Annotated in this window: 20 protein-coding genes and 1 pseudogene; 17 read left to right on the forward strand and 4 right to left on the reverse strand. The window is 70.9% G+C overall.

All coding sequences use genetic code 11. The features are described from left to right. The first annotated feature begins 221 nt into the window (after nt 1-221). From ABZV93_RS03135 to ABZV93_RS03145, 3 genes and pseudogenes are all read left to right on the forward strand, one after another. Nucleotides 222-1301: an alpha/beta hydrolase gene (locus tag ABZV93_RS03135; RefSeq protein WP_354929422.1), complete on the forward strand. Its 1080-nt coding sequence runs from the start codon at nt 222-224 to the stop codon at nt 1299-1301. Between the two features lie 209 nt (nt 1302-1510). After that, nucleotides 1511-1828, forward strand: a pseudogene (locus ABZV93_RS03140) (DUF1707 domain-containing protein); the annotation flags it as partial. A gap of 241 nt (nt 1829-2069) precedes the next feature. Continuing rightward, nucleotides 2070-3365 carry an MFS transporter gene (locus ABZV93_RS03145; RefSeq protein ID WP_354929425.1) on the forward strand — a complete coding sequence of 432 codons (1296 nt, stop codon included), beginning with the start codon at nt 2070-2072 and terminating at the stop codon, nt 3363-3365. A gap of 15 nt (nt 3366-3380) precedes the next feature. On the opposite strand, the gene ABZV93_RS03150 is transcribed toward ABZV93_RS03145, so the two are convergent. After that, the gene (locus ABZV93_RS03150) at nt 3381-4556 is read right to left on the reverse strand and encodes a hypothetical protein (protein WP_354929428.1); all 1176 of its coding nucleotides are present in this window, start codon (nt 4554-4556) and stop codon (nt 3381-3383) included. Nucleotides 4557-5040: 484 nt separating this feature from the next. Here ABZV93_RS03150 and ABZV93_RS03155 point away from each other — a divergent pair, with 484 nt between their 5' ends. The 6 genes from ABZV93_RS03155 (at nt 5041) to ABZV93_RS03180 (ending at nt 9777) form a co-directional block, all read left to right on the forward strand. Beyond that, complete coding sequence (locus ABZV93_RS03155; protein WP_354929431.1) at nt 5041-6069, forward strand: ATP-binding cassette domain-containing protein; 1029 nt, start codon at nt 5041-5043, stop codon at nt 6067-6069. Next, nucleotides 6066-6863: an ABC transporter permease gene (locus ABZV93_RS03160; protein WP_354929434.1), complete on the forward strand. Its 798-nt coding sequence runs from the start codon at nt 6066-6068 to the stop codon at nt 6861-6863. The genes ABZV93_RS03155 and ABZV93_RS03160 overlap by 4 nt, the downstream gene beginning before the upstream one ends. A 110-nt stretch (nt 6864-6973) precedes the next feature. Next, nucleotides 6974-8368: an NAD-dependent malic enzyme gene (locus ABZV93_RS03165; protein ID WP_354929437.1), complete on the forward strand. Its 1395-nt coding sequence runs from the start codon at nt 6974-6976 to the stop codon at nt 8366-8368. After that, a complete protein-coding gene (locus tag ABZV93_RS03170) occupies nt 8368-8826 on the forward strand; it encodes a VanZ family protein (RefSeq protein WP_354929440.1) in 459 nt (152 codons plus the stop codon). The genes ABZV93_RS03165 and ABZV93_RS03170 overlap by 1 nt, the downstream gene beginning before the upstream one ends. Nucleotides 8827-8830: 4 nt before the next feature. Next, nucleotides 8831-9394, forward strand: a complete 564-nt coding sequence (locus ABZV93_RS03175; protein ID WP_354929443.1) for a YqgE/AlgH family protein — start codon at nt 8831-8833, stop codon at nt 9392-9394. 110 nt (nt 9395-9504) lie between these two features. Further along, nucleotides 9505-9777, forward strand: coding sequence for a DUF3039 domain-containing protein (locus ABZV93_RS03180; RefSeq protein ID WP_354929446.1), 273 nt, complete (start codon nt 9505-9507; stop codon nt 9775-9777). Nucleotides 9778-9804: 27 nt separating this feature from the next. Here the strand turns inward: ABZV93_RS03180 and ABZV93_RS03185 are convergent, their stop codons facing one another. Further along, the gene (locus tag ABZV93_RS03185; protein WP_354929449.1) at nt 9805-10005 is read right to left on the reverse strand and encodes a hypothetical protein; all 201 of its coding nucleotides are present in this window, start codon (nt 10003-10005) and stop codon (nt 9805-9807) included. Nucleotides 10006-10194: 189 nt separating this feature from the next. Then, entirely contained in the window at nt 10195-10521 is a 327-nt protein-coding gene (locus tag ABZV93_RS03190; RefSeq protein ID WP_354929452.1) for a hypothetical protein, read from the reverse strand. Between the two features lie 471 nt (nt 10522-10992). Here ABZV93_RS03190 and ABZV93_RS03195 point away from each other — a divergent pair, with 471 nt between their 5' ends. Beyond that, complete coding sequence (locus tag ABZV93_RS03195) at nt 10993-12798, forward strand: DEAD/DEAH box helicase (RefSeq protein ID WP_354929753.1); 1806 nt, start codon at nt 10993-10995, stop codon at nt 12796-12798. A 16-nt stretch (nt 12799-12814) separates the two neighbouring features. Here the strand turns inward: ABZV93_RS03195 and ABZV93_RS03200 are convergent, their stop codons facing one another. Then, nucleotides 12815-13390, reverse strand: a complete 576-nt coding sequence (locus tag ABZV93_RS03200) for an Lrp/AsnC family transcriptional regulator (protein WP_354929455.1) — start codon at nt 13388-13390, stop codon at nt 12815-12817. A gap of 169 nt (nt 13391-13559) precedes the next feature. Here ABZV93_RS03200 and hppD point away from each other — a divergent pair, with 169 nt between their 5' ends. The 7 genes from hppD to ABZV93_RS03235 all read left to right on the forward strand — a co-directional run bounded on the left by hppD (nt 13560) and on the right by ABZV93_RS03235 (nt 22202). Continuing rightward, on the forward strand, nt 13560-14765 hold the full coding sequence (gene hppD / locus ABZV93_RS03205; RefSeq protein WP_354929458.1) for a 4-hydroxyphenylpyruvate dioxygenase: 1206 nt from the start codon (nt 13560-13562) through the stop codon (nt 14763-14765). 24 nt (nt 14766-14789) lie between these two features. Beyond that, a complete protein-coding gene (locus ABZV93_RS03210) occupies nt 14790-16178 on the forward strand; it encodes an FAD-linked oxidase C-terminal domain-containing protein (protein ID WP_354929461.1) in 1389 nt (462 codons plus the stop codon). A gap of 288 nt (nt 16179-16466) precedes the next feature. After that, the gene (locus tag ABZV93_RS03215; protein WP_354929464.1) at nt 16467-18272 is read left to right on the forward strand and encodes an ABC transporter substrate-binding protein; all 1806 of its coding nucleotides are present in this window, start codon (nt 16467-16469) and stop codon (nt 18270-18272) included. 87 nt (nt 18273-18359) lie between these two features. Next, nucleotides 18360-19367 (forward strand): ABC transporter permease, encoded by a 1008-nt coding sequence (locus ABZV93_RS03220; protein ID WP_354929467.1) that lies wholly within the window; start codon nt 18360-18362, stop codon nt 19365-19367. Further along, on the forward strand, nt 19367-20380 hold the full coding sequence (locus ABZV93_RS03225; protein ID WP_354929470.1) for an ABC transporter permease: 1014 nt from the start codon (nt 19367-19369) through the stop codon (nt 20378-20380). Before ABZV93_RS03220 ends, ABZV93_RS03225 begins: the two co-directional genes overlap by 1 nt. Next, nucleotides 20377-21399: an ABC transporter ATP-binding protein gene (locus ABZV93_RS03230; RefSeq protein WP_354929473.1), complete on the forward strand. Its 1023-nt coding sequence runs from the start codon at nt 20377-20379 to the stop codon at nt 21397-21399. Before ABZV93_RS03225 ends, ABZV93_RS03230 begins: the two co-directional genes overlap by 4 nt. After that, nucleotides 21396-22202: an ABC transporter ATP-binding protein gene (locus tag ABZV93_RS03235; protein WP_354929476.1), complete on the forward strand. Its 807-nt coding sequence runs from the start codon at nt 21396-21398 to the stop codon at nt 22200-22202. Before ABZV93_RS03230 ends, ABZV93_RS03235 begins: the two co-directional genes overlap by 4 nt. The last annotated feature ends 77 nt before the right edge of the window (nt 22203-22279 follow it).

Raw genomic sequence — 22279 nt, forward strand, 5'->3', positions numbered from 1 at the left:
GGGATGACGTGCACCTTCGGTGGGCATGAGACGGCCAGTACGGGACGAGCCGCGGTACCCGGGCAGGCTCGCCCAGCCGGCTCGCCTAGTCTGGGGAGGCGTCGCGGCTGACGCGGCAGACGGGGGCGAGGTGTGCCACCGTTCGCTCCGTTCCGCATCTGTGAGGTCATACTCGCCGGCTGGCACGTCGATGACGTCGGAATGGAAGGAACGACGAACGGATGGTTCGATCCCGGCGGATCGTGCTCGCCACCCTGGCAGCGCTGACGGCGCTGACCGGCGCCGGGCCCGCCATCGCCCCGGCCGGTGCGACGAGTGTCCGGCCCGACCTTCCGGGCACGGCGGCCTGGCAGCAGGCCTCCTTCGACGGACGTCCTCTACCCAGTCTCACCGGTGCTTCGCCGGCCTCGGTCGCGGAGTACTTCGCCGGGTTGCCCGCCGCCGAGCAGAAGGGGCTGGCCACGCGCTATCCCGCGGTGGTCGGCAACATGGACGGCGCACCACCTGCCCTGCGGTACGCCGCGAACCGGCACGAGGTGGCCAGGTCGGGTGTCTGGCGCGGCGTGCTCGACCTGCGCGACCGGCAGATTCTCGCGCTCGACCCCCGCGAACGCGGCCTCGCCGTCGAGGTGTTCGGCGACCTGGCGACCGCTGACCGGGTGGCCGTGCTGGTGCCCGGCGCGGGCGCGGACCTCTACCACCTGGACGAGCCCGGCGGAATCGCCGCCGGCGCCCGGGCCATGCGCGCGGAAGCCGAACGCCAGCACCCCGGCACCCGGTTGGCGGTGATCGCCTGGGCCGGCTACGCCACCCCCGTCGACGCCGGTGCGGCCGCGATGCAGGGCAGCCTGGCCCGGGTGGGTGCGGCCCGGCTGCAGCGGTTCCTCGCCGGCCTGTCGGCGTACACCTCTGCCCCGATCGCGCTCTTCTGCCACAGCTACGGCTCGGTGGTCTGCGGCCTCAGCCACCTGCCCCGTCAGGTCGACGACATCGCGGTGTTCGGCAGCCCCGGGGTGCGGCACCGCACCGCGTCCGGGCTGTCGCGCACCGCCCGGGTCTGGGCCGGACTCGCCGCCGGTGACCCGATCAGGTACGTCCCGTTCGTACGCGTCGGCGACTACGGCCACGGCCCGAGCCCGGTGGCTCCCGCGTTCGGCGCCAAGGTCTTCGCCACCGCCGGCGCCCGCGGCCACAGCGGCTACCTCACGCCCGACACCGAGTCCCTGCGCAACCTGGTCCGGATCGCGCTCGGCCACGACGGCGAGGTCACGTCGGCGCCGCACTCGCGTCCGCCCGCGTAGCCAGGGTCGGTTGGGGGAGCGGTCAGGGACTTCCCCCGATGGACGGTGCCGCGCGGCGGGCAATCATCGACCCCATGAACGCTGGTACTGGCTTCTCCTCGCAGCACGGTTCTTCGCAGTACGGCACCTCGCGGTACGGCTCGCCGCAGCAGACCTCGCCGGCCGGATCGCTGCGGGTCGGTGACGCCGAACGCGAGCGGGCGGTGGAGATGCTGCAGGCGGCCTACGCCGAGGGCCGGATCGACCACACCGAACTCGACCTGCGGGTAGGCGGCGCGCTGGCCGCGGTCGACCGCGCCGAACTCGCCCACGCCCTGCGCGGGCTCCCACTGCCGGCCACCGGCACCTCGGGCACGTCGAGCACCGCGGGCACCGTTCCGCGCGTGCCGACCGGTCGCCCGGGTGCAGTGCCGAGCGGGTCGGACCGCTCCCTTGCCCTGCTCGCCCACTGGTCCGGCGTACCCACGCTGTTCGTCGTGCCGCTCATCATCGCGGCGACGGCCGGCCAGCGGTCGGCGTTCGTACGCGAGCAGGCCGTCGAGGCGACCAACTTCCAGCTCAGCTTCCTCGGCGCGTGCATCGTGCTCGGGGATCCTGAGCGGCATCACGTTCGGAATCGCCGCGGTGGCCTACGCACCGCTGATCCTGGCCTGGATGCTGCTGTCGGGCATCGCGGGGATGTCGTCGCTGTGCGGCAACCGCTGGCGCTATCCCTGGTCGGTTCGCCTGCTCAAGTAGCGAGGGGGAGCCACCCCGTAGGGTCGACGGGTGACGCGCGCACCCGCCCCGCCGCCGGAGGTACGCCGGGCCCGCCTCGCGGTGGCCGTGACGTTCCTCGTCCACGCGGCCGTCTTCGCGACCTGGGCACCTCGGATCCCGTCCATCAAGCAGGCTCTCGACCTCGACAACGGCGCCCTCGGCATCGCACTCGGCGGCCTCGCGGTCGGGCTCCTGGCCGGCACTAGGCTGACCGGACGGATGGAGCGGGCCGGGCGCACCGGCCTGGCGATGCGCATCCTCGTCCCGGTGCAGGCCGTTGCGCTGGTCGGCCCGGCGTTCGCCACCGACCTGGTGACGCTGACCGCCGCGCTGGCCGTGCTCGGCCTGATCGGCGGGATGCTGGACGTCGCGATGAACGCGCACGCCGTGGCGGTCGAGCGGCTGTACGGCCGGCCGATCATGTCCGGCTTCCACGGCCTGTGGAGCCTCGGCTCGATGGTGGGTTCGGCGATCGCGGCGCTGGTCGCCCGGGAGGGCGTGGACGTCCGCGTGCACTTCATCGTGGCCGGGATCGTGTGCGCGGTGGCCAGCGCGCCGTTCCTCACCCGCCTGCTGCGCCCGGACCAGGAGGCGGCGGTCACCGGCCACCACGTGGAGGTGCCGGGCGGGCGCCGGCCGCCGGTACGCGTCGTCGTGGTGGTGATGATGGCCGCGATGGGGTTCGGTGCGTTCCTCGGCGAGGGGGCGATCGCCGACTGGAGTGCGGTCTACCTGAACGAGAGCCTCGGCGCCTCCGTGGGGCTGGCCGCACTCGGGCTGTCGGTGTTCTCCGGTGCGATGACGGCGTCCCGGCTGGTCGCGGACCGGGTGGGCGCGAAGTACGGCCCGGTGGTGGTGGCGCGTGCCGGCGCCGCGCTGGGTGCGCTGGGGTACGTCATCTTCCTGCTCGCGCCCGGGCCGTTGGTGGCGCTGGTGGGCTTCGCCGTCGCCGGGTTCGGGATCGGGCCGGCGGTGCCGGTCGTGTTCAGCGCCGCCGGCAACACCGGCACGAAGAACCGCGTGTCGGTCCTCGGCCCCGTGGTGTCGGCGGGCTATCTCGGCGCGGTGCTCGGCCCGGTCGCGATCGGAGCCGTCGCCCACCGGACCGGCCTCGCGTGGGCGCTGATCATCCCGCTCGGCTTCGTGGTGCTGATCTTCGTCGCGGCCGGGCTGCTGCGCGGCGCGGCCGGTGGTGACGAGACCGACGGCGAAGACGGCGGGGATGGCCGAGGCGAGGGGGCCGGGACGCGGACCGACGGCGAAACCGCCGCCCGCGCCCACGGCCCGGCCACCATCGACGGCTGACTCGGGCGTCGGTCGTCAGCGCGCGGCGCCGGCCGCCCACTGCGAGGCCGCGCCCTGGTGCAGTTCTGCGTAGACCTGGTCCCGCAGCCGGTTGGCGTCGGCGTCGGTGAGCGTGCGGTCCAGCGCCCGCACCACCATCCGGACCAGCACGTTCCGCTGGCCCGGGGCGATACCCAGCCGGGCCCGCGCAGGCGCCGGCAGGTCGTCGTACGCCGTCTCGGCCAGCACCTCGACGGTCTCCACGACGTCGGCGTCCGCACCGAGGGCGGCGCGCACCCGGTCGCCGAGCAGTTCGGCCGAGGTGTCCACGTCCGCGTCCACCACCACGGACAGGTCGCGGCGTACCGGAGGCTGGTGGGAGACCGGCCGGTACGCCGTACGATCCTGCATCTGCGCGGCCACCCTGGGGTCGGCCGAGCGCAGCAGCCGGATGTCCGGCACGCCCTTACCGAGCATCAGCAGCCGGTCCAGCCCGAGCCCCATCGCGAGGCCGGTCCAGGGAGGTACGGGCAGCCCGGCGCCGGCCAGCACACCGGGCGCCGCCAGCCCGCACTCGCCGATCTCCACCCAGCGGCCCTGCCAGCAGACGTCGATCTGGCGCCCGTGGTCGGTGTAGGGGTGCACCTTCGGTTCGGTACGCCAGCGGCTGCCCGGCAGCACCGCCTCCACCACCCGGCCGATCATCTCGGCGAGGTCCTCCTCGGTGCAGGGCCGGTCGCGGCGTACCCGCCACAGGTCGACCTGGTGCGGCGTCCCCGTGTGCTGCCAGTCGATGCTGTCCCGCCGGTAACACATGCCGGGGCAGACCAGCAGCACGTCCACCGTCGGCCCGCCGGACTCGCCGGTCTCGCGGGCCTCGGCCTCGGCGGCCAGCCGGCGGAGCGCACCCGGGATCATCGCGCTGCTGTGGCTGCGCAGCACGTGCCCGGCGTCGACGTAGCGGGTGTAGCGCTCCTCGCGGGTCACGGCGTCGGCGGCGTACCCCAGATTGTCGTAGTTGTCGGCGAGGGAGACGACTGGAGAGGACCGGACGACGCGGACCTCGGCGCCCCAGGAAGAACCCAGCGCGGCGGCCAGGTCGTCGACCACCAACTGCAGGGCATGCGCGCCCTGCGCCGGGTCGGACAGATCACGGATCGCAAGGCAGGCCCGCAGCTGGGCGGGCGAGAGGACGGACAAGAGAGCGGACATGGAAGTACTCCTCGAAAGATCGTTCGCGGTGGTGGAACGGGGTGAAGGGACCTGCACACCCCGACCGGCCGCGAGAGATCCACCGAGGAGAACGCCGCCGACGGCGCCCGGTGGTTCGCGTTCGGAAGGTCAGGCGGTCAGCCGACGGTCGGTCAGCCGACCGGACCGTGGAGGAGACACTGACGAAACGCGGCACCCGGGCATGCCCGGCACTCCACCCCGACGGCACCGCGGTGCCGGCCGGGGCGGAGAAATCGCCGCCCGGGTACGCCCATGCCGACAACCGTACGCGCCGGGCACCGCCTACCGCCATGCCTTTGAGCGCCGGTACGCGAGGGCCTGAGGAGGGTCACCTCCTCCTCAGGGCGGACACCGTAGGAGCCAAACTCCACCCGGCGGGCCACGCCCGCGGGTCGCCCACCGCCTACGGTTGGGGACGGCCAGCAGGCCAGGCGTGTGTGAACCAAGGTGTCGGGAGGCATCCGTGGGACGAATCGAGGCGAGAAACCTCACCAAGACCTACGGCGGGAAACGCGCGGTGGACGACCTGTCGTTCACCGTCGAGCCCGGCGTGGTGACCGGCTTCCTCGGCCCCAACGGCGCGGGCAAGTCGACCACCATGCGGCTGATGCTCGGCCTGGACCACGGCGGGGGACAGACCCGCTTCGACGGACAGCCGTACTCCCGCCTCACCCACCCGATGCGGCACGTCGGCGCGGTGCTGGAGGCGAAGGCGTTCCACCCGACCCGCACCGCCCGCAACCACCTGACGATGCTGGCGGCCGCCAACGGCATTCCTCGTCAGCGGGTCGACGTCGTCCTCGACCACGTCGGGCTGACCGAGGTGGCGGGCCACAAGCCGAAGTCGTTCTCGCTCGGCATGGGGCAACGGCTGGGACTGGCCTGCGCGCTGCTCGGCGACCCGCACACGCTGATCCTCGACGAGCCGGCCAACGGCCTGGACCCGCAGGGCATCACCTGGCTGCGCAACTTCCTGAAGTCCTTCGCCTCCACCGGGCGCACGGTGTTCGTCTCCAGCCACCTGCTGGCCGAGATGGGGCTGATGGCCGACCGGCTGGTGGTGATCGGCCGCGGCCGGCTGATCGCCTCCGGCGAGGTCCAGGACTTCGTACGCAAGGCCTCCCACACCGCCGTGCTCGTCCGCACGCCTCACGTCGACCGCCTCACCGAGGCGCTGCGCGCGCAGCAGGTTCGGACCGAGCCGCAGAGCGACGGCAGCCTGGTGGTCAACGGCCTGGACCAGGCCAGGGTGGGCGAGCTCGCGTTCTCCGCCGGTGTGGTCCTGCACGGGCTCAGCACCCGGACCGCGACGCTGGAGGAGGCCTTCCTGGAGGCGACCGGCGGTTCGGAGGAGTACGTCGCCCAGCTCGGCCAGGCGACCGCCGAGGACGTGGTCGCCGCTCGAGCCGGGCGGCCCGCCGACACCGGTTCCTCGTCCGCCAGCACGTCCTCCACACCGTCCGCCACCCCGTCTTCGGGAGAGTCTCGATGATCGACGCCCTGCGGTTCGAGTGGATCCGGATCCGCACCATCCGCTCCACGTACTGGCTCACCGCCCTGGCCCTGGTGCTGAGTGCCGCCGTCGCCGGCCTGATCGCGTACTTCGGACGGGAGAACCCGATCAACGACCAGATGGCCGGGGTGATCCTCACCGGTGGGTCGGCGTTCAGCCCGCTGCCGTTCACCGCGGTCTTCATGGGGATCATCGGCGTCTTCGCGTTCGGCCACGAGTACCGCCACGGAACGATCCTGCCCACCCTCACCGCGGTGCCCCGGCGCGGCTCGCTCGTGGTCGCCAAGGCCGCCGTGGTGATCGGCTGGTCGCTGGTGGTGGCCCTCGTCAGCGTGGGACTGAACTGGGCGGTGGCCCGGGTGCTCTCGGGCCAGTCGCTGCCGTTGTTCGACGCGCCTGTCGGCCCGGCGCTGGGTGGCTACCTCGGCTTCGTCGTGCTGTGGGGGCTGCTCGGTCTCGGCCTGGGCGGCCTGCTGCGCAGCCTGCCGGCGGCGATGGTGCTGATCTTCGTCGTCCCGCTGGTGGTGGAGCCGCTGCTCGGCGCGCTCACCATGATCCCCGCGCTGGAGTCCTTCCGGGATTACGTCAACTACCTCCCCTTCACGGCCGGCAACGCCATGTCGCAGACCATGAACCCGAACGAGGTGGGCGGTGGTGGCGGCCCGCAGCTGGGCGACCAGCCGACCCGGCTGGTCAGCAGCCTCACCTTCACCGCCTGGGTCGCTCTCGTGCTCGGCGCCGCGACGGCGCTCTTCCACAAACGCGACGCCTGAACCGAACCGCCCTCGCCGTGGGCACGGCCGCCATCCGGGCCTAAGGTAATACGATCGGCCATATCTGGACAGGGACGTCCGGAGGGCATTCGTGATCATGAGGAGCGGACGTGACTTCGGTGCCGAGTGCTTCGTACTCCATCACCGTGCGCCTCGAGGTGCCGGCCGGCGGACGGGCGGTGAGCGAGCTCACCGCCGCCGTCGAGCACGCCGGCGGCACCATCACCGCCCTCGACGTCACCGCCTCCGGGCACGAGCGGCTGCGGATCGACGTCACCTGTGCGGCCACCGACACCGCGCACGCCGACCGCCTGGTCGAGGTGCTGCGCCAGGTCGCCGGCGTCGCGATCCACAAGGTGTCCGACCGCACCTTCCTGATGCACCTCGGCGGCAAGATCGAGATGCAGGCAAAGCACCCGATCCGCAACCGCGACGACCTGTCGATGATCTACACCCCCGGCGTGGCCCGGGTGTCGATGGCGATCGCCGCCAACCCCGACGACGCCCGCCGGCTGACGATCAAGCGCAACTCCGTCGCCGTGGTGAGCGACGGGTCCGCGGTGCTCGGCCTGGGCAACATCGGCCCGCACGCCGCGCTGCCGGTGATGGAGGGCAAGGCGGCGCTGTTCAAGCGGTTCGCCGGAATCGACGCGTGGCCGCTGTGCCTGGACACCCAGGACGTCGACACGATCGTCGAGGTCGTCCGCAGCATCGCCCCCGGGTTCGCCGGGATCAACCTGGAGGACATCTCCGCCCCGCGCTGCTTCGAGGTCGAACGCCGGCTGCGCGACCTGCTCGACATCCCGGTCTTCCACGACGACCAGCACGGCACCGCGATCGTCGTCCTGGCAGCGCTGACCAACGCCCTGCGGATCGTCGGCAAGGACATGGCCCACGTGCGGATCGTGATGTCGGGCGCGGGTGCGGCCGGGAGCGCCATCCTGCGGTTGCTGCTGGCCGCCGGCGCCAAGGACGTCCTGGTGGCCGACATCGACGGGGTGATCCACGCCGGCCGGGAGGGACTGTCGCCGGAGCTGCGCTGGATCGCGGAGAACACCAACCACGCCCGTTTCGTGGGCGACCTGCACGGGGCGGTCGTCGGGGCCGACGTGTTCGTCGGCGTCTCCGCACCCAACGTCCTGGCCGGAGCCGACGTGGCGACCATGAACAAGGGCGCGATCGTGTTCGCGCTGGCCAACCCCGACCCCGAGGTCGACCCGGCGGAGGCGCGCGAGCACGCCAGCGTCGTGGCCACCGGCCGCAGCGACTACCCCAACCAGATCAACAACGTGCTGGCGTTCCCCGGCGTCTTCCGCGGTCTGCTGGACGCCCAGAGCCACCATGTCGACGAGAGCATGCTGCTGGCCGCCGCGCAGGCGATCGCGAACGTCGTGACCGAGGAGCAGCTCAACGCCAACTACGTGATCCCGAGCGTCTTCCATCCGGACGTGCACGGTGCGGTCGCGGCCGCGGTGCGCGACGCGGTGGCCGCCTCCGGCCGCTGATGCGCCGGCTCACCGGGGTGGCCGGCGCTGCCTGGTGGGCGGCGTTCGCGCTGGCGTGTGTGCTCAACCTGTACGGGCTGTACGCACCCAACGAGCCCGGCCCGGACCTGACGTTCAGCTATGCAGACAAGGTGGCGCATTTCGCGACCTTCGCCTCGGTGGCCTTCACCGGCGCGATGGTGGGCGTCCCGGTGCGCTGGCTGGCCGGGATCCTCGCCCTGCACGCGGCGAGCAGCGAGATCATCCAGGGGACCCTGCTTCCGCACCGCGAGGGGGACCCGTTCGACGTACTCGCCGACCTGGCCGGCGTCACGCTCGGCCTGGCCCTCGCCGTCGCCGCTCGCCGGGTCCGCCGCCAGGGGGGCCGTTCCGCGGGGAAGGAACGGCCCGCCGGGAAGGATCTGCGGACGAGGGGCGGCGGACACGCTCGTACGACGGCACCGGACGCGGGATCATGAGGACATGAGCGGGGACTACTTCACCGGGCAGCTGCTGGTCGCGACGCCCGCACTGACCGACTCCAACTTCGCCCGTGGCGTCGTTCTGGTCCTCGACCACGACCACGACGGGGCCCTCGGGGTGCTGGTCAACCGGCCCAGTGAGCTGCCCGTCACGGCCGTTCTCGCCCAGTGGAACGACCTGGTCTGCCCACCGGACGTGCTGTTCCACGGCGGCCCGGTGGCCACCGACTCCGCGCTGGCGCTGGCGGAGGTGCCCGCCGACGGGGACGCCGAGCCCCTCGGCTGGCGCCGGCTGCACGGGCACCTCGGGCTGGTCGACCTGGACACACCTCCGGAGCTGCTGGCCGGCGGGGTGCGCAGCATGCGGATGTTCGCCGGCTACGCGGGCTGGTCGCCCGGCCAGCTGGAGGCGGAGGTCAAGGAGGGCGGGTGGTACGTGGTCGACGCCGAGCCCGGCGACGCGTTCACCACCGACCCCGAAGGGCTGTGGCGGCGGGTGCTGCGCAGGCAGCCGGACGAGCTCGCCCTGGTGGCGACGTTCCCCGAGGATCCCTCCCTCAACTAGGTACCGGGGCCCGGTACGGGCCTGGTACGGCCCCAGCCCGGACCCGCAGCGACCGGAAGCGGGCCGCCGGACTGTGTGCCCGCGGCGGAGGAACGTCTAGACTTCGCCGGGTGAATACGCAACTGAGCCCCGGTGCGCAGACCGTCGAGGACACCCGCACGGTGCCCTCCCACGGCGACGACGGCGATCACGAGCGGTTCTCCCATTACGTACCCAAGGAGAAGCTTGTCGAGGCCATGGTCACGGGTACGCCCGTGATCGCGCTGTGCGGCAAGGTCTGGGTGCCCAGCCGTGACCCGGAGCGGTTCCCCGTCTGCCCGGAGTGCAAGGAGATCTGGGAAGGTCTCCCGCCCGGCGGCGGTGACGGCGAGGGCGACGACTGACCAGCTGACCGGCTGGTCCGACCGGCCTCAGCCTGCCTCTGCCCACTGGCGACGGCGTTCCCGATCGGCGCAGACCGACTCCCAGGCGTTACGCCTGGCGACGTCTGCGTCGGCCGCGAGCAGCGCGGCGAGCCGGCCCACCACCGACCGTGCTCCCCGGACCAGGGGAGGCGGCCAGGGCTGCGGGTACGCGGAGTCCGGCTCGGGGGACGCGGCCCGGCTGCTCATGCTCGCTCCTCGCTGCTCCGGTCGGCCGAGGGCCGCCGGGCGCGGATCCGGGGGTGTTCTCCCCACGAGGATGCGCGGGCTGTGTTGCGGGCCGGTTGCCGGCAGGTCAATGCCGGTCGACGGTTGTCGGTATCCGCTGGACCGCCGCTGGACCACCGCCGAACCGCCGCCGGACGGCTGCTGACCCGGCTACGGCTGGTCGGGCGCGCGGGTGGCTGCCCGGGCGGAGGTCGAGGCGCCTGCCGACGGGGGAGCCGAGCGCGAGGGCGGCGTGTGCCGGCGCCGCGCCGGTCGCCGCCCGGCGTTCACCGCGAGTTCGACGACGTCGTTCCACTGCTGGCGGCGCTGCAGGTCGGCGCACACTGCCTCCCAGGCGTTGCGCTGCCCGAGGTCGGCGTCCAGGCCGGGCAGTCGCGAGGCCACCTGGCCGACGAGTCTGCGGGCGGTTTCCACCAGGCCTCGCTGGGGAATCGGAACCTGCCGACCGTCCGGAGTGGACCCGCCGCCATCGACCATCGCTGCTCCTCTTCGACTCTGGTTCGACCCCGGTTCGACCCGGTCGGACACCGGCGTGAACCGGTCGGGGCCCCGTCCGGCCCCTCTGACCCTGCGGACAGTGCCGGCGCGCGCCCCCGATTCGAAAGCGCGCCGGCAGCTGGCGCTGCGGTCGATATTCCCCACTTGGAGTTCCCCGATGGTTACGGATTGGTCAAGCCTCGGTGGAAGACACGCTCACGGATCGGTGACCGTTCGATAACGGGAGAAGGGCGTCCTACCCGGCGAAACCGGGACGAGCGGGTCGCCGCGACACGCCATTCGTCCTATCACCTGGGTCGATGTCGCGATGCGTGTGGGCCTGGCCCGAAACGACCGGCGATCAAGCTAATGTCGCGGGTCGGAGTTCGTCCATGCGGAAGGGAAGACGTGAGCACGCCCGCCTCGACGACCGACACCCGTCAAGTAGCCCCCGGCACCGGAAACCCCGGAGTGGCCGGCGCCGGAGCCGCCAGCACCGTCGGACCCTGGGGCCGGCTGCGCGCCTGGCAGCAGGAGGCGTTCGACGCCTACAACGCCCGCAACCCGCGGGACTACCTCGCGGTCGCGACGCCCGGAGCGGGCAAGACGGCGTTCGCGCTCACGATCGCCGCGGACCTGCTCGCCCGGCGGATCGTCGAGAAGGTCATCGTGGTCACCCCGACCGACCACCTCAAGCGCCAGTGGGCCGACGCGGCCGCACGCGGCGACATCGCCCTGGACCCGGCGTTCGCCGGGCGTGGCGGGCGTACCAGCCGGGACTTCCACGGTGTCGTGGTCACCTACGCCGGGGTGGCGGCGGCGACGCAGGCGCTGCGGGTGCGTTGCGAGCGGTTCAAGACGATGGTGATCCTGGACGAGATCCACCACGCCGGTGACGCGCTCACCTGGGGCGAGGCGGTCCGCGAGGCGTTCGAGCCGGCCACCCGGCGCCTGTCGCTCACCGGTACGCCGTTCCGCAGCGACGCCAACCCCATCCCGTTCGTCACCTACGTGCCCGACACCGAGGGGGTCCCGCGCAGCGAGGCCGACTACGGCTACGGCTACGGCCGCGCCCTGGCCGACGGCGTGGTCCGGCCGGTGCTCTTCCTGGCGTACTCCGGTGACATGCGCTGGCGGACCAGCGCCGGCGACGAGATGCACGTGCGGCTCGGCACCCCGCTCACCAAGGACCTCGCGGCCCAGGCCTGGCGGACGGCGCTGGACCCGGCCGGTGACTGGATCCAGAGCGTGCTCCGGGCCGCGGACACCCGGCTCACCGAGGTACGCCGGCACGTCCCCGACGCCGGCGGCCTGGTGATCGCCACCGACCAGGAGACCGCCCGCGCGTACGCCAAGATTCTCGGCCAGGTCGCCGGTGAGAAGCCCACCGTCGTGCTGTCGGACGAGTCCACGGCGAGCAAGCGGATCGGGCAGTTCGCCGAGAACGACAGCCGGTGGATGGTCGCCGTCCGGATGGTGAGCGAGGGAGTCGACGTGCCCCGCCTGGCGGTCGGCGTGTATGCCACCGCCACCCAGACTCCGCTGTTCTTCGCCCAGGCGGTGGGTCGTTTCGTCCGCGCCCGGCGGCGGGGTGAGACCGCGTCGCTGTTCCTGCCGACGGTGCCGATCCTGCTGCAGTACGCCGCGGAGATGGAGGTTCTGCGCGACCACGCGCTGGGCCGGGCGGTGAAGGACGAGGACGACATCTTCGCCGCGGAGGAGGACCTCCTGGCCGAAGCGGCCCGCGGCGAGACCGGGGCGGACATGCTGGACGACCAGCGCTACCAGGCGATCGGGTCGGAGGCGGCGTTCGACCGGCTGGTGTACGACGGCAACGAGTTCGGCGGGGAGCTGGGGGAGGACGAGACGGAGTTCCTCGGCATCCCGGGCCTGCTGGAGCCGGACCAGATGCGTGAGCTGTTGCGCCGGCGCCGGTCGGGCGGGGGGCCGACGGCGGGGGCCGAGCCGTCCTCGGTGACGTCGACGTCGGACCCGGCGTCCTCGCCCTCGGTCGGGGCGGTGCCGCCGCCGGTCGTCGAGGAGTCCGCGGGCCGTGCCGGCGCGGCGGACGGTGCGACGTACCAACGGCTGGGCGTGCTGCGCCGGGAGCTCAACGGCCTGGTCGCCGCCTGGCACCACCGGACCGGCCAGCCGCACGGCGCGGTACACGCCGAGCTGCGCCGGGTGTGTGGGGGTCCACTGGCGGTGCAGGCCACCGCCGAACAGCTCCAGGCCCGCATCGACATGATCCGTGAATGGGCGGTCAAGCGGTCCTGAGCTTCCGTCCGGGGCCTCAGTCCGAGGCGCTCTCGGCGGCGCGGGACAGCAGCGGCACCACCCGTGGCCGCACCTGCGTCGCGAGCGCGATCACCGTCGAGATCCGCACGATGCCGTCGAAGGCGAGCACCTCGTCGATCACCCGCTGCAGGTCGGCGTTCGACCGCGCCACCAGGCGGGCCAGCATGTCGGCGGGCCCGGTGATCGTGTGCGCCTCCAGCACCTCCGGTATGCCGGCGAGGTGCCGGGCCACCGCCTCGTGGCCGGCGCCCTGGCGCAGTTCCAGGGAGGCGAACGCGGTCACGCCGTACCCCAGCGCGGCCGGCTCCACCTCAGGTCCCCAACCGCGGACGACGCCGGTGCGGGCGAGCCGGTCCAGGCGCGCCTGAACGGTCCCGCGGGCCACGCCGAGCCGGCGCGACGCCTCCAGGACGCCGATCCTCGGCTCGGCCGCGAACAACCGGACGATCCGGGCGTCCAGCTCGTCCACCGGCGTGGGTGACGGACTGGCCGGCGGACCGGCCGACCGGCCGGCTGCCTGACCGGCCGGCCGGCCGCCTGGCGGGTCGGTTGGCTGCGGTGACGAACCCACGGGTGACCTCCGGCACGTGTATGCCCAAAGTCCTGAGCAAACTGGACACTCTGCCGGTGAACTCTGCCAGTCGGCTGGGCAGTCTGTACAGGCCGTCGGCGAGCTCTTGCACAGACTGTCGAATTGGGCGACGCTCCGGCAAAGCGGCGGGACGAACGAGGAGACGGACATGCAGCCGAACACCACGCTGACCCCCGAGGAGCAGGCCGCCGACCTCAGGTTCGACCAGCTCCGCCAGCTCGTCGGGCTGGTCGACTACGACGCGACGAAGGACCCGTTCCCGGTCACCGGCATGGACGCGGTGGTCTTCTGGGTGGGCAACGCGACCCAGGCCGCGGCGTACTACCAACTGGCGTTCGGGATGGAGCTGGTGGCCTACGCGGGGCCGGAGACCGGGATGCGCGACCGCAAGTCGTACGTGCTGAAGTCCGGCTCGGCGCGGTTCGTGCTCGAGGGCGGGGCCGCCCCCGACAGCCCGGTGCTCGACCACCACCGCGCCCACGGGGACGGTGTCGTCGACCTCGCCCTGGAAGTCCCCGACGTGGACAAGTGCGTCGCGCACGCCCGAGCCCAGGGCGCCACGATCCTGGTCGAGCCGTACGACGAGACCGACGAGCACGGGACGGTACGCCGGGCGGCCATCGCGACGTACGGCGAGACCCGGCACAGCCTGGTGGACCGCTCCCGCTACACCGGCCCCTACCTTCCCGGCTACGTCACCCGGCAGACCACCGTGACCCGGCCCGAGGGGCACCCGCGCCGGATCTTCCAGGCGGTCGACCACTGCGTCGGCAACGTCGAGCTCGGCCGGATGGACGAGTGGGTCGCCTTCTACAACCGCGTCATGGGCTTTGTGAACATGGCGGAGTTCGTCGGCGACGACATCGCCACCGACTACTCGGCACTGATGAGCAAGGTCGTCGCCAACGGCAACCACCGGGTGAAGTTCCCGCTGAACGAGCCGGCGGTGGGCAAGCGGAAGAGCCAGATCGACGAGTATCTGGAGTTCTACTCCGGGGCCGGCTGCCAGCACATCGCCCTTGCCACCAACGACATTCTCCAGGCGGTGGACGTCCTGCGCGCCAACGGCGTGGAGTTCCTGTCCACGCCGGACTCCTACTACGAGGACCCCGAGCTGCGGGCCCGCATCGGTGAGGTGCGGGTTCCGGTGGAGGAACTCAAGCGGCGCGGCATCCTCGTCGACCGGGACGAGGACGGCTACCTGCTGCAGATCTTCTGCTCGCCGCTGGGTGACCGGCCGACGGTGTTCTACGAGCTCATCGAACGCCACGGGTCGCTCGGGTTCGGCAAGGGCAACTTCAAGGCGCTGTTCGAGGCGATCGAGCGGGAGCAGGAGCGGCGCGGCAACCTGTGACCCCTTCGCCGTACCGTAGGTGGCATGGCGGAAACCTCTGATGACCTGATCACCGCCCTGCGGGCCGAGCTTCCCGACGAGGCGGTCGTCACCGATCCGGACCGGCTGGCGTCGTACCAGCACGACATGGCGACGTTCTGTCCCTACGGCATGCCCGCGGTCTGCGTGCTCGCCCGGTCCACCGAGCACGTGCAGCACGTCCTGCGGGTCGCGTCGCGCCTCGGCGTCCCCGTCGTACCCCAGGGCGCCCGCACGGGCCTGTCCGGCGGCGCCAACGCGATCGACGGCTGCATCGTGTTGTCGCTTTCGAAGATGGCCGCGATCCGCGAGATCGACGCGCCGAACCGGATCGCGGTGGTCGAGCCCGGCGTGCTCAACGCCACGCTGTCGGCGGCGGTCGCCGAGCACGGGCTGTTCTACCCACCCGACCCGTCCAGCTGGGAGATCTCCACCCTGGGCGGGAACGTGGCCACCAACGCCGGCGGCCTGTGTTGCGTGAAGTACGGCGTCACCGCCGACTTCGTCCGCGGCCTGGAGGTGGTGCTCGCCGACGGCGAGGTGCTGCGCACCGGGCGCCGGACCGCCAAGGGCGTGGCGGGCTACGACCTCACCCGGCTGTTCGTCGGCTCGGAGGGAACGCTCGGCGTGGTCACCGAGGTGACGCTTGCGTTGCGGCCGACCGGGCGCGAGCCCCGCACCGTCGCCGGCCTGTTCCCGACGGTCGCGCAGGCCGGTGACGCGGTGGCCCGGGTCGTCGCCGCGGGGCTGGTGCCGAGCCTGCTGGAGTTCATGGACCAGACGTCGCTGCGGGCCTCCAACGACCACCTCAACATGGGGCTGCCCGAGGACGCCGCCGCGATGCTCATCGCGCAGTCCGACGCTGACCCCGACCGGGCGGTCGCCGACATCGGTGCGATCTCCGCGATCTTCTCCGAGGCCGGCGGTTTCGACGTGGTGGAGGCCGAGGACCTGGCCGAGGGGGAGATGCTGCTGGCCGCGCGCCGGAACTCCCACTACGCCCTGGAGGCGCTGGGCACCGGGCTGACCGACGACGTGTGCGTGCCGCTGACCCGGCTGGCCGACTACATCCACCAGGTGGAGAAGGTGGCCGCCGAGGCGGACCTCACCATCGCCACGGTCGGGCACGCCGGTGACGGCAACCTGCATCCCAGTGTGATCTTCGACGAGAAGGACGCCGACCAGGTGCGCCGCGCCAACTGGGCGTTCGACGAGATCATGCGGATCGGCCTGGAGATGGGCGGCACGGTGACCGGCGAGCACGGCATCGGCGTCCTGAAGCGTGACTGGCTGGCGCGTGAGCTCGGGCCGGTCGGGGAGCGGGTGCACCGCGACCTGAAGCGGCTCTTCGACCCGGCCGGAATCCTCAACCCCGGAAAGGTGCTCAGCGCCTGACCGGTGCCCGCTCCGAGCCGCTCTTATCGAAACGCTTTCTGCCTTCAACCTCCGAAGAAAAGCGCGGCCGCTATCGGCCATTGTCTACGAATTGCGACCGGTCGGTCGCTATTTGTATCCGATAGTGGCCACAGACAGAGCTGCTGAGTCTTTCCCGCGAACGCAACAGAACCATTCGTTGCCGTTTCCATCTGGTGTCAGTACCCGCTTGCCCGTAGCCTGCTGGGCACACGTCACCCGCTGACTGCGCGAAGGACTGGTTTCCCCGTGCAGGAAGGGATTCAAGCGATGTCTGAATTCGGTGCCGCGCGCTCGTCGCGCCGGCAGTTCTTGTTCAACGCCGCGATGGCAGCCGCGGCCGTGGGAGTCGGTGGCGGCGCTTTGGCCGGTTGTGGTCAGGGCGGAAGTGGTGCCGGCGGCGGAGGCGGGGGAGGAAAGGGCGGCGGTCGTTCCGGCAAGCAGGGCGAGACGCTTTTCATTGCCGGCTTCCAGTGGGGACCGCCCACCCAGTTCAACCCGCTGGGGCAGAACACCGGCTGGCCGTGCGGGCAGAACAACATGCAGCTGGTCTACGAGACGCTGGTGCGGTTCAACCTGCTGAACGGCAAACTCGAACCAGGTCTGGGTAAAGAGCTCCAGACGCCTGACGACTCCACGATCGTCGTCCCGCTGCAGGACGGCACCAAGTGGCAGGACGGGAAACCGCTCACCGCCGACGACGTGGTGTTCACCTTCGAGCTGGCCAAGCGGCACAGCGAGCTTTCCTACGCGTCGTTCTGGGACTACGTCGACAAGATCGAGGCGAGCGACCCGCAGACGGTCAAGGTCACCGTCGGCAAGAAGCCGTTCAACCCGGCGATGGTCAAGAACAGCCTGGCGACCACCTACATCCTGCCCAAGCACGTCTGGGAACCCCTGGAGAAGCAGGGCAAGCCGATGGGGCAGTTCGAGAACACCAAGCCGGTCGGCTCCGGCCCCTACAAAGTGGACTCCTACAACCAGCAGCAGATCAGCCTCACCCGCCAGGACAGCTACTGGGGCAAGAGCGCCTTCGGCGGCCTGCCGAAGCCGAAGTACATCGTGCACCCCATCTTCAAGGGCAACCAGGACGGCGACCTGCGCTTCCAGCGCGGCGGTGTCGACGTCATGCAGCAGTTCACCCCCCAGATCTGGAAGATGTGGGAGGACAAGAAGCTCGCGGTGTCCACGTGGTACAAGAAGGAGCCCTACCACGTGCCCGGTGGTATCCCGATGCTCGTCATCAACACCACCAAGAAGGGCCTGGACAATCCCGCGGTGCGCCGTGCACTGGCGTTCGCCATCAACTACCAGGACATCGCCGACAAGGCCATGTCGAGGTACTCCCAGCCGGCCAACTCCAGCGTCATCCTGCCCACCGGTGGTGAGTCGAAGTACTTCGACAAGGAGGCGGTGGCGACCAACGGCTGGAAGTACGACCCCGAGCAGTCCAAGAAGATTCTCGAGGGCGAACTGAAGGCCAAGAAGGGCTCGGACGGCATCTACGTCCTGCCCGACGGCACCCGGCTCGGCCCGTGGACGGCGCAGACGCCCACCGGCTGGAGCGACTGGCAGAGCGCCCTGCGCATCATGGCCGCCAACGCCAAGGCGGTTGGTATCGACATCACCACGAAGTTCCCGCAGGCGCCCAACGTGACCACCTCGGTCCAGGCCGGCGACTTCGACCTGGCCTGCTGGGGTGTGGCCTCCACCAGTGCGGCGACGCCCTGGCAGCGGTTCCGTGACGTGCTCGACGAGCGCGGTGTCGCCAAGCTCGGCCAGCCGGCGTTCTGGAACTACGGCCGGTTCAAGGACCCCGCCGTCGCCGGACTGCTCGACCAGGCGGCCGGGGCCACCGACGACGCGACCGCCAAACAGGCGTACGGAAAGCTCGACGAGATCTTCATGAAGAACGCACCGATGATCCCGTTGATGTACCGCCCGCTGGAGTTCTACGAGTTCAACGAGACCAACTGGAAGAACTTCCCCAACGAGAAGAACGCCTACGCTCCGCCGATGTTCCAGGGCGCCGGCGTGTCCTGGCTGTTCAAGATCAAGAGCGCGTCGGAGAGCTGAACACCTTCTGGCCCGGACGCCGCGTGCACGACGTCGTGCACGCGGCGTCCGGGCCGGCACACCGTCGGCGGAACGTGAGGGAAGTGTATGCGGCTACGCAAGTACCTCGTCGGCAAATCGCTGTGGTACCTCGGCGCGCTGCTGGTCGCGCTGGTGCTGAACTTCCTGCTCCCGCGGCTCGTCCCCGGAAACCCCGTGGACGCGATCGTCGCGCAGCTCGGGCGTTCGGGAACGCAGGCTGACTCGCTGCAGCGGATCCACGAGCACTACGTCAAGGAGTTCGGCCTCGACCAGTCGATGGTGGGGCAGTTCTTCACCTATCTCGGCAACCTCGCCCACTTCGACCTGGGCACGTCGTTCGCGCAGTACCCCGCCCACGTCGACGGGCTGATCAGCCAGGCGCTGCCGTGGACGATCGGCCTGCAGCTTCCGGCCATCCTGATCGGCTGGCTGGTCGGCAACGCACTCGGCGCGCTGGCGGCGTTCAAGGGCGGGTGGTTCGACCGAGGGGCCTTCCTGAGCTCGCTGTTCCTGTCCAGCATGCCGTACTACTGCCTGGCGATCCTGCTGCTCTACCTGTGCGCGGTGGCGTTACCACTGCTGCCACCCGGAGGCGGCTACGAGCCGGGCAGCTCACCGGAGCTGAGTGTCACGTTCATGGTCGACGTGATGCGCCACTACTGGCTGCCGTTCCTGTCGCTGGTGCTGATCTTCGTCGGCGGACAGGCCGTCGGCATGCGGTCGATGGCGATCTACGAACTGAACTCCGACTACGTGAACTACGGCCGGGGTCTCGGCCTGTCGGACAAGCGGATCGTGCGGTACATCTTCCGCAACGCCATGCTGCCGCAGGTGACCGGTCTCGCCCTGTCGATCGGCACTCTGGTGGGCGGCGCCCTCATTACCGAGATCGTGTTCTCCTATCCCGGGATCGGTTCGCTGTTGTTTTCCGCGATCGGGCAGAACGACTATCCCGTCATCCAGGCGATCACCCTGATCATCCTGGTGGCCGTGTTGTTGTCGAACTTCCTCGTCGAGATCGCCTACGGGTTCGTCGACCCGCGGATCCGGGCGTCGCAGGCAGGTGAGCGCTGATGCGGATGGCACGCTTCACACCACGGTTCTGGGTCTCGGCGGTGGTGTTCGCCCTCGTCGTCGCGTTCGCGGTCCTGGGCCCGATCGTCTTCGGCGCGAATCCCGGCAAGGACGTCGGCGGTCTGTACGACCCGCCGTCGAGCACCTCCTGGCTCGGCACCGACGACCTCGGCCACGACGTCTTCACCAACCTGATGCTCGGTACCCGGACCTCGCTGATCATCGGGCTGGTCGCGGGGCTGGTGGCCACGCTCATCGGCGTGGTCGTGGGTCTGCTCGCGGGCTACCACGGCGGGATGGTGGAGGAGGCGCTGATGGGCGTCACCAACGTCGCGCTGGCGATCCCCGCGATCGTCGTCCTCATCCTGTTGTCGGTCGCGATCGACTTCCGCTCGATCGTGGCGATGGCGGTGGTCATCGCCATCACCAGCTGGCCGTGGACGGCGCGGGCGGTGCGTGCGCAGGCGAGCAGTGTGCGGACGCGCGAACACCTCGACGTGGCACGGCTTTCCGGTGCTCGAACGTTCGACATCCTGATCTGGGACGTCCTGCCGTACCTCATGTCCTACATCTGCATGGCGTTCGTGCTGCAGGTGTCCGGCGCGATCCTCGCCGAGGCCGGGCTCTCGCTGCTCGGACTGGGCCCGAGCGGAAGCGTCTCGCTCGGCATCATGCTCAACTGGGCCCTGGTCGGGGAGTCGTTGCTGAACGGCGCCTGGTGGGCGTTCCTGCCGCCGACCATCCTGTTGACGCTGATCGCGTTCGCCCTGCTGATGCTGCAGTCCAGCCTGGACGAGGTGTTCAACCCGCGGCTGCGGCGCGGCCGCCGGGAGCGCGGTGCGGCCGCAGGTGCCGGCGCCGGTGCGGCGGTGTCCCTGGTCACCAGCGGCACCGTCGCGGCCGAGACCCTGGACGTCGGGGCGGCACAAGAACCCGTGCCCGAACCCGGTGCGGGTGAACGCACCGTCGGCTCCGGTCCGGACCGTACGAGTGAAAGGTCGGGTAGCGCATGACCGGGGTGACGACCACCACCGACGCCCTGCTGCGGGCCGAGCGGCTGCGGGCCGCCTACAGCGTCGGTGGCGGCCAGGTGGTCGCGGTCGACGACGTGTCGGTCGAGGTACGCAAGGGCGAGGTGCTCGGGGTGGCCGGTGAGTCCGGCTGCGGCAAGAGCACCCTGGGCGCGATCCTGTCGCTGACCGTACGACCGCCGCTCTACGTGCTGAGCGGTTCGCTGGAGGTCGACGGGAAGCAGCTCGACCTCGGCCCGGACCGCAAGCCACCGCGTTCCTGGCGGGGCGAGGTGGTCTCGCTGCTGCCGCAGGGCGCAATGAACTCGCTCAGCCCGACCGTACGGATCCGCGACTTCGCCTACGACGTGATTCGTGCCCACCAGCCGGGCGTTCGGCGGGACCAGGCGATCGAGCGGGCGCGGCAGCGACTCGAACAGCTCGATCTGCCCGCACGCGTGCTCGACTACTACCCCCACCAGCTCAGCGGTGGCATGAAGCAGCGGGTCGTCACGGTGATCTCCACCCTGCTCAACCCGCGGCTGCTGATCGCCGACGAGCCGACGTCGGCGCTCGACGTGTCCTCCCAGCGGATCCTGATCGAGATGCTGCGGGAGATGCTGAAGCAGGACATCATCGGCGGCGTCATCTTCATCACCCACGACCTGCCGGTGCTCAACACGATCGCCGACCGGATCGCGGTGATGTACGCCGGGAAGATCGCCGAGGTCAGTCCCGCGACCGAGCTCATCAACCGCCCCCGCCACCCCTACAGCGCGTCCCTGCTGTCCTCGGTGCTGGTGCCCGAACCCCACATGCGGCAGACGAGGGTGCGCGGCATTCCCGGCGCTCCGCCGAGTCTGGCCAGCCCTCCGCCCGCGTGCCGGTTCCATCCCCGGTGCCCGCTGGTGATGGACATCTGCCGTACGGAGGAACCGCCGCGGGTCGGTGACGAGCGCCGGCACTCGATGTGCTGGTGGACCGAACAGCATCCCGGTCAGACGGTGGAGGTGGGTCGATGAGCGCACAGCCCGAGAACGGCGCCGGACCGCTGATCGAGGCGAAGTCGCTGTCCCGCGTCTTCGGCCACGGTGACAAGGTCGTTCGGGCCGTCGACGACGTGTCGTTCACGCTGGGCCGCCAGGAGGTGGTCTCCATCGTGGGGGAGAGCGGCAGCGGGAAGTCGACGCTGGCCCGGCTGGTGCTGCGGCTGCTGGACCCGACGTCGGGGACGCTGCACCTGTCCGGGCGGGACGTCACCTCGCTGAAGGGGCGTGACCTGCAGGCGTACTGGCGCGACGTGCAGGCGGTCTTCCAGGACCCGTTCAGCTCGTTCAACCAGTTCTTCACGGTACGCCGGCTGCTCAACCGGTCGCTGCGACTGGCCGCCGCCGGGTCGGCCGAGCGGGGCGAGACGCTGATGGCCCAGGCGCTCGATCACGTGGGGCTGTCCGCCGACGTGCTCGACAAGTGGCCGCACCAGCTCTCCGGCGGCCAGCGGCAGCGGGTGATGATCGCCCGGGCGCTGATGTTGCAGCCACGCATCCTGGTCGCCGACGAGGCCACCTCGATGTTGGACGCGTCGCTGCGGGCGAACATCCTGAACGTCCTCGCCGACCTGCGCAGCGACTACGACATGACGATCCTGTTCATCACCCACGACATCGGCCAGGCCTGCTACGTGAGCGACCGGGTGCTGGTGATGAGCAAGGGGCAGGTCGTCGAGCAGGGCCCCACCGACGAGGTGATCTTCAACCCGCAGCACGAGTACACCCAGCGGCTGCTCGCCGACGTGCCCCGGCTGCACGAGAACATCCTGGACTGACGCCACAACCGTCGCCCGTACGTCCCGTTGTCAAGTGATTCTTGACAGCGGGACGTTCGCGTTCGGGGGCGTGCCCC

It is taken from the genome of Actinopolymorpha sp. NPDC004070 (assembly GCF_040610475.1).
Classification (GTDB): Bacteria; Actinomycetota; Actinomycetes; order Propionibacteriales; family Actinopolymorphaceae; genus Actinopolymorpha.

What these genes read in the sequence shown, in the direction of transcription:
- ABZV93_RS03160 (WP_354929434.1), top strand. Translation starts at nt 6,066, where the DNA reads ATGATCGACGCCCTGCGGTTCGAGTGGATCCGGATCCGCACCATCCGC.
- ABZV93_RS03150 (WP_354929428.1), bottom strand. Translation starts at nt 4,556, where the DNA reads ATGTCCGCTCTCTTGTCCGTCCTCTCGCCCGCCCAGCTGCGGGCCTGC.
- ABZV93_RS03210 (WP_354929461.1), top strand. Translation starts at nt 14,790, where the DNA reads ATGGCGGAAACCTCTGATGACCTGATCACCGCCCTGCGGGCCGAGCTT.
- ABZV93_RS03230 (WP_354929473.1), top strand. Translation starts at nt 20,377, where the DNA reads ATGACCGGGGTGACGACCACCACCGACGCCCTGCTGCGGGCCGAGCGG.
- ABZV93_RS03135 (WP_354929422.1), top strand. Translation starts at nt 222, where the DNA reads ATGGTTCGATCCCGGCGGATCGTGCTCGCCACCCTGGCAGCGCTGACG.
- ABZV93_RS03175 (WP_354929443.1), top strand. Translation starts at nt 8,831, where the DNA reads ATGAGCGGGGACTACTTCACCGGGCAGCTGCTGGTCGCGACGCCCGCA.
- ABZV93_RS03215 (WP_354929464.1), top strand. Translation starts at nt 16,467, where the DNA reads ATGTCTGAATTCGGTGCCGCGCGCTCGTCGCGCCGGCAGTTCTTGTTC.
- ABZV93_RS03170 (WP_354929440.1), top strand. Translation starts at nt 8,368, where the DNA reads ATGCGCCGGCTCACCGGGGTGGCCGGCGCTGCCTGGTGGGCGGCGTTC.
- ABZV93_RS03220 (WP_354929467.1), top strand. Translation starts at nt 18,360, where the DNA reads ATGCGGCTACGCAAGTACCTCGTCGGCAAATCGCTGTGGTACCTCGGC.
- ABZV93_RS03185 (WP_354929449.1), bottom strand. Translation starts at nt 10,005, where the DNA reads ATGAGCAGCCGGGCCGCGTCCCCCGAGCCGGACTCCGCGTACCCGCAG.
- hppD (WP_354929458.1), top strand. Translation starts at nt 13,560, where the DNA reads ATGCAGCCGAACACCACGCTGACCCCCGAGGAGCAGGCCGCCGACCTC.
- ABZV93_RS03190 (WP_354929452.1), bottom strand. Translation starts at nt 10,521, where the DNA reads ATGGTCGATGGCGGCGGGTCCACTCCGGACGGTCGGCAGGTTCCGATT.
- ABZV93_RS03225 (WP_354929470.1), top strand. Translation starts at nt 19,367, where the DNA reads ATGCGGATGGCACGCTTCACACCACGGTTCTGGGTCTCGGCGGTGGTG.
- ABZV93_RS03235 (WP_354929476.1), top strand. Translation starts at nt 21,396, where the DNA reads ATGAGCGCACAGCCCGAGAACGGCGCCGGACCGCTGATCGAGGCGAAG.